The organism is Pseudomonas lactucae (assembly GCF_016937615.1).
GTDB lineage: Bacteria > Pseudomonadota > Gammaproteobacteria > Pseudomonadales > Pseudomonadaceae > Aquipseudomonas > Aquipseudomonas lactucae.
The window spans coordinates 1-5,659 of record NZ_JAFHKI010000221.1; the positions used below are offsets into that span (position 1 = coordinate 1).

Here is a 5,659-nt window from a genome sequence, read left to right on the forward strand (position 1 = left end):
GACTTTGAAAGGGGTAAAAAGTGACCTGTTGGCGAGGGAGCTTGCTCCCGTTGGACTGCGCAGCAGTCCCATTCTGTGTAAACAAAGAGAGGGGCCGCTTTGCGGCAACGGGAGCCAGCTCCCTCGCCACAAATACAGTGTTGTCCCTTAACTGACTGGCGTTAGGGCAAGCCCCTCCCACATTGGATGTGTATTGGATCGCAGATCAGGGTTACTTGGAAAGGAACCGCATCCCTTCCTCAAGCCCGCGCAGCGTCAGCGGATACATCTGATCCTCCACCAACTCCCGCACAATCCCCGTCGACGCCGTAAAGTCCCAGGTGTCCTTCGGATACGGATTAATCCAGATCAGCTTCTTGTACTTGGCCATGAAGCGCTGCATCCACACATACCCCGGCTCCTCGTTCCAGTGCTCGACGCTGCCGCCGGCCTGGGTGATCTCGTACGGCGCCATTGAGGCATCGCCGATAAAGATCACTTTGTAGTCGGCGCCGTACTTGTGCAGCAGGTCCTGGGTGGAGGTGCGTTCCGAGGTGCGGCGCTGGTTGTTCTTCCATACCGATTCGTACACGAAATTGTGGAAGTAGAAATACTCCAGGTGCTTGAACTCGGTCTTGCACGCCGAGAACAGCTCTTCGCAGATCTTCACATGGGCATCCATCGAACCGCCGATGTCGAACAGCAGCAACAGCTTGATGGTGTTGCGTCGCTCGGGGCGCATCTGGATGTTCAGCAGCCCGGCATCGCGGGCGGTGTGGTCGATGGTGCCATCGATGTCCAGCTCGTCGGCCGCGCCCTGGCGGGCGAATTTGCGCAGGCGGCGCAGGGCGATCTTGATGTTGCGCGTGCCCAGTTCCACCTGGTCGTCGAGGTTCTTGTACTCGCGCTGGTCCCAGACTTTCACTGCTTTGCCCTGGCGCTTGCCCGCATCGCCCACGCGAATGCCTTCCGGGTTGTAACCGCCGGAACCGAATGGGCTGGTGCCGCCGGTGCCGATCCATTTGTTGCCGCCGGCGTGGCGTTCTTTCTGTTCTTCCAGGCGTTTCTTGAACGCTTCGATCAGCTTGTCCAGGCCGCCCAGGGACTGAATCTGCGCACGTTCCTCATCACTGAGCGAACGTTCGAATTCCTTGCGCAGCCAGTCTTCGGGAATCAGCGCCTGCAGGTGGTCGTCGAGCTTTTCCAGGCCATTGAAATAGGCACTGAAGGCGCGGTCGAACTTGTCGAAATGCCGCTCGTCCTTGACCAGGATCGCCCGGGCCAAGTAGTAGAACTCGTCCATGTCGGCGAAGGTCACGCGCTGCTTGAGCGCGTTGATCAGGTCGAGCAGCTCGCGCACCGACACCGGCACCTTGGCGGCGCGCATCTCGTTGAACAGGTTGAGCAGCATCAGCGATTACCGCGACGGCTCATGAACGCCAGACGCTCAAGCAATTGCACGTCCTGCTCGTTCTTCACCAGGGCGCCGGCCAGGGGCGGGATGGCCTTGGTCGGGTCGCGCTCGCGCAGCACCGCTTCGCCGATGTTGTCGGCCATCAGCAGCTTGAGCCAGTCGACCAGTTCCGAGGTGGACGGCTTTTTCTTCAGGCCCGGGACCTTGCGCACGTCGAAGAACACGTCCAGCGCTTCGCTGACCAGGTCTTTCTTGATATCGGGGTAGTGCACATCGACGATCTTCTGCAACGTGGTGCGGTCTGGGAAGGCGATGTAGTGGAAGAAACAGCGGCGTAGGAACGCGTCCGGCAGCTCTTTTTCGTTATTGGAGGTAATGATGATGATCGGGCGTTTTTTGGCCTTGATGGTCTCGTCGATCTCGTAGACGTAGAACTCCATCTTGTCGAGTTCCTGCAGCAGGTCGTTGGGGAACTCGATATCGGCCTTGTCGATTTCGTCGATCAACAGGATCACCCGCTCTTCGGACTCGAACGCCTCCCACAGCTTGCCCTTCTTCAGGTAGTTGCGCACGTCGTGCACCTTGTCCACGCCCAGCTGCGAGTCGCGCAGGCGGCTGACCGCGTCGTACTCGTACAGGCCCTGATGCGCCTTGGTGGTGGACTTGATGTGCCAGGTGATCAACTTGGCGCCGAACGACTCGGCCAGTTGCTCGGCGAGCATGGTCTTGCCGGTGCCCGGTTCGCCCTTGACCAGCAACGGCCGCTCCAGGGTAATGGCGGCGTTGACGGCCAGTTTCAGGTCATCGGTAGCCACATAGGCCTGGGTGCCTTCGAATTTCATCGGTGTTTCCTCGCATTCATCAATGCCCGGACTATACCGCGCAGCCCCGGCGACTGTGAACGCAGACGGGCTATTCAGTGTCTGAATGGCCGGTCACCCTGGCCTCACTCCGCTGACGGCTTGGGCTGTTCATACCGTGCGTTGAAGGCCTGGATAAAACCGTTGCGCAAGATCGCTAAAAACGCGGAGAACGCGCTGACGTCTTGCTGGTGCACGCTGCCACTGAGTTCGACGCGGGTGGCAAACTGGTTTTTGCGCTGGTTTTTCAACACGGTCTCGCCGGCGCCCACCACGGCCTCCCAGATCGAGCGGAAAATGTTCTTGTCCTTGTTTTCCACGTCCTGCTGCCAGTCGAAAACTTCCACATCGCGCAACAAGGGCTTGATATAACCACGCAGTTGGCCTTTTTCGGCCTGGGCTTCGATCACGACATCGCCGGTACCGGCCTTGAAATCGAACTTGCCGTAGGCCGAGGCGAAGTCGTTCATGCGCTTGAGCTGCAGGTCGCGGGCGCGGAAGCGGAACTCGAACTCTTCGAAATCGCTCAGCGGGTCAAACGTCGCATTGGCTTCCAGCGGCGCCTGGCCTTGCAGCAGGGCCTTGCCGTCGAAGCGGGCATCGCGCTTGCCTTTGACGTCGACCACGTTGGTCAGGTTGTAGAAACTGGCGTTGACCGATGTGGCGTTGATGTTCACCGCAGGTTTGGAGGTGAAGTTGTGGAAGGCAATCTTGCCGTCTTCTATGCGTATTTCATTGAGGGTGATAGGCAACAGTTTGCTCAACTGTTCCTGCCAATCCGTGCCTTTACCGGTCTGGGACGCTTGCTTGTTCGCACCGCCGTCGACGAAGTTGACTTCAGGCCTGACGAACTGCCCCTCGGCGACTACGGCATGGTCGTACCACAACGAGTGCCAGCTGACGGCGAATTCGATGAGCGGAGCGTTGACGAACGGTACGGGCACCTTGCCGTCCACCTTGACGATTTTGAGGCCGTTGATGCGATAGGCGCCACGCCACAAAGCCAGGTCCACATCGGCGATTTCGCCACGGTAGTCGCCCATGTCCGCGAGCTTTTCATTCAAATAGTTGCGTACCAGATAGGGCAACGCGATGTTCAAGGCAACCAGCAGCACCACCAGCCCGGCGACGGTCCATAGCGGCCAACTGTAGCGACGTTTCATGGGGCAGTTCTCCTTGCGTGTAGCAAATTGACTGCTGAGACCCGCTCAACGTTCCTCCGACTGGACGCTTCGCAACACGAGGCATACCCTTGTTGCCTTCCTGAAATTGCCCAATAGGACCCGTCATGAGCCGAATTTTTGCAGACAACGCGCATTCGATCGGTAACACGCCCCTGGTTCAGATCAACCGCATCGCCCCGCGTGGCGTGACCATCCTGGCCAAGATCGAAGGGCGTAACCCTGGGTATTCGGTGAAGTGCCGCATTGGCGCCAACATGATCTGGGACGCCGAAAGCAGCGGCAAACTCAAGCCGGGCATGACCATCGTCGAGCCGACGTCGGGCAACACCGGCATCGGCCTGGCGTTTGTCGCCGCCGCACGCGGCTACAAGCTGCTGCTGACCATGCCGGCGTCCATGAGCCTGGAGCGGCGCAAGGTGCTCAAGGCCCTGGGGGCCGAGTTGGTGCTGACCGAGCCGGCCAAGGGCATGAAAGGCGCTATCGAAAAAGCCGGCGAGATCGTCACCAGCGACCCGTCCACCTACTTTATGCCGGCCCAGTTCGAAAACCCGGCCAACCCGGCGATCCACGAGAAAACCACCGGCCCGGAAATCTGGAATGACACCGACGGTGCGGTAGACGTGCTGGTGGCGGGCGTGGGCACCGGCGGCACCATCACCGGCGTATCGCGCTATATCAAGCACACCGCGGGCAAACCGATTCTGTCGGTGGCGGTTGAGCCGGCCGTGTCGCCGGTGATCACCCAGGCGCTCGCCGGGCAAGAGATCAAGCCCAGCCCGCACAAAATCCAGGGGATCGGCGCCGGCTTTGTGCCGAAAAATCTCGATCTGTCGATGGTAGATCGCGTGGAACTGGTGACCGACGACGAATCCAAGGCCATGGCCCTGCGTCTGATGCAGGAAGAGGGGATTCTGTGTGGCATCTCCTGCGGTGCCGCCATGGCCGTGGCCGTGCGTTTGGCCGAAAAACCGGAGATGCAGGGCAAAACCATCGTCGTGGTGTTGCCGGACTCCGGTGAGCGCTACCTGTCGAGCATGCTGTTCAGCGATTTGTTTACCGAGCAGGAAAACCAGGCTTGATTTGGGTCAGCGCCGATAGCCTGGGCCTTCTGCATACTGGCCCAACTGTTTATCATGGCCGGCTGCTACGTCTGCTGTTGGCCAGGCGCTTATTTCCAGGAGTTGCTACATGACCTTTTCGTTGGCCGCCAAGTTGTCGGTGTTGCTGCTGTTTATCGGCAGCACGCTGTATGTGCATCTGCGCGGCAAGGCCCGTTTGCCGATGTTGCGCCAGTTCGTCAACCATTCGGCGCTGTTCGCCCCGTATAACGCCTTGATGTACCTGTTTTCGGCGGTGCCCTCCAAACCTTACCTGGACCGCGGCAAGTTCCCGGAACTGGATGTGCTCAAGGACAACTGGGAAGTGATCCGCGAAGAGGCCATGCATCTGTTCGACGAGGGTTACATCCGCGCCGCCGAAAAGAACAACGACGCCGGTTTCGGTTCGTTCTTCAAGAAAGGCTGGAAGCGTTTCTACCTCAAGTGGTACGACAAACCGCTGCCATCGGCCGAGGCGCTGTGCCCGAAAACCGTGGCGCTGGTGAGCAGCATTCCCAACGTCAAGGGCGCGATGTTCGCGTTGTTGCCGGGCGGCAGCCACCTCAACCCGCACCGCGACCCGTTTGCCGGTTCCCTGCGTTATCACCTGGGGCTGTCCACGCCCAATTCCGATGACTGCCGTATCTTCGTCGATGGTCAGGTTTATGCCTGGCGTGACGGTGAAGACGTGATGTTCGACGAAACCTACGTGCACTGGGTGAAGAACGAAACCGAGCAGACCCGCGTGATCCTGTTCTGCGACATCGAACGCCCGCTGAGCAACCGCCTGATGACCCGCGTCAACCGTTGGGTCAGCAAGCAGCTGGGGCGCGCCACGGCGCCACAGAACCTGGATGACGAGCGCGTCGGCGGGATCAACAGGCGTATGCCTGGAGCAAGACCTTCAGCGACAAGTTCAGCGGTGTGGTCAAGCAGTGGAAGCGCAAGCATCCCAAGGCCTACCGCATTGCGCGGCCGGTGTTGGCGGTGGTGGTGCTGGTGCTGCTGTGGAAGTGGCTGTTCGGCTGATCTGAAGCGTTAAACGCGGTCAAAATGTGGGAGGGGCTTGCCCCCGATGACAGTGTGTCAGGTTGAACATCTTTACCTGACCCACCGCCATCGGGG

General features: G+C 59.7%; 4 protein-coding genes and 1 pseudogene. 2 read left to right on the plus strand and 3 right to left on the minus strand.

The window, feature by feature from the left end:
• Positions 1–211: 211 nt before the first annotated feature.
• The 3 genes from JWR98_RS28505 to JWR98_RS28515 form a co-directional block, all read right to left on the minus strand.
• The gene (locus JWR98_RS28505) at positions 212–1,390 is read right to left on the minus strand and encodes a vWA domain-containing protein (protein ID WP_078732023.1); all 1,179 of its coding nucleotides are present in this window, start codon (positions 1,388–1,390) and stop codon (positions 212–214) included.
• Entirely contained in the window at positions 1,390–2,235 is an 846-nt protein-coding gene (locus JWR98_RS28510) for an AAA family ATPase (protein ID WP_003210690.1), read from the minus strand. The genes JWR98_RS28505 and JWR98_RS28510 overlap by 1 nt, the downstream gene beginning before the upstream one ends.
• Positions 2,236–2,339: 104 nt before the next feature.
• A complete protein-coding gene (locus JWR98_RS28515) occupies positions 2,340–3,416 on the minus strand; it encodes a DUF748 domain-containing protein (protein ID WP_078732024.1) in 1,077 nt (358 codons plus the stop codon).
• A gap of 125 nt (positions 3,417–3,541) precedes the next feature.
• Here JWR98_RS28515 and cysK point away from each other — a divergent pair, with 125 nt between their 5' ends.
• The gene (gene cysK / locus JWR98_RS28520; protein WP_205491834.1) at positions 3,542–4,516 is read left to right on the plus strand and encodes a cysteine synthase A; all 975 of its coding nucleotides are present in this window, start codon (positions 3,542–3,544) and stop codon (positions 4,514–4,516) included.
• A 109-nt stretch (positions 4,517–4,625) separates the two neighbouring features.
• Positions 4,626–5,563: pseudogene (locus JWR98_RS28525) on the plus strand (aspartyl/asparaginyl beta-hydroxylase domain-containing protein).
• Positions 5,564–5,659 lie beyond the last annotated feature (96 nt).

What these genes read in the sequence shown, in the direction of transcription:
- JWR98_RS28505 (WP_078732023.1), bottom strand. Translation starts at nt 1,390, where the DNA reads ATGCTGCTCAACCTGTTCAACGAGATGCGCGCCGCCAAGGTGCCGGTG.
- JWR98_RS28510 (WP_003210690.1), bottom strand. Translation starts at nt 2,235, where the DNA reads ATGAAATTCGAAGGCACCCAGGCCTATGTGGCTACCGATGACCTGAAA.
- JWR98_RS28515 (WP_078732024.1), bottom strand. Translation starts at nt 3,416, where the DNA reads ATGAAACGTCGCTACAGTTGGCCGCTATGGACCGTCGCCGGGCTGGTG.
- cysK (WP_205491834.1), top strand. Translation starts at nt 3,542, where the DNA reads ATGAGCCGAATTTTTGCAGACAACGCGCATTCGATCGGTAACACGCCC.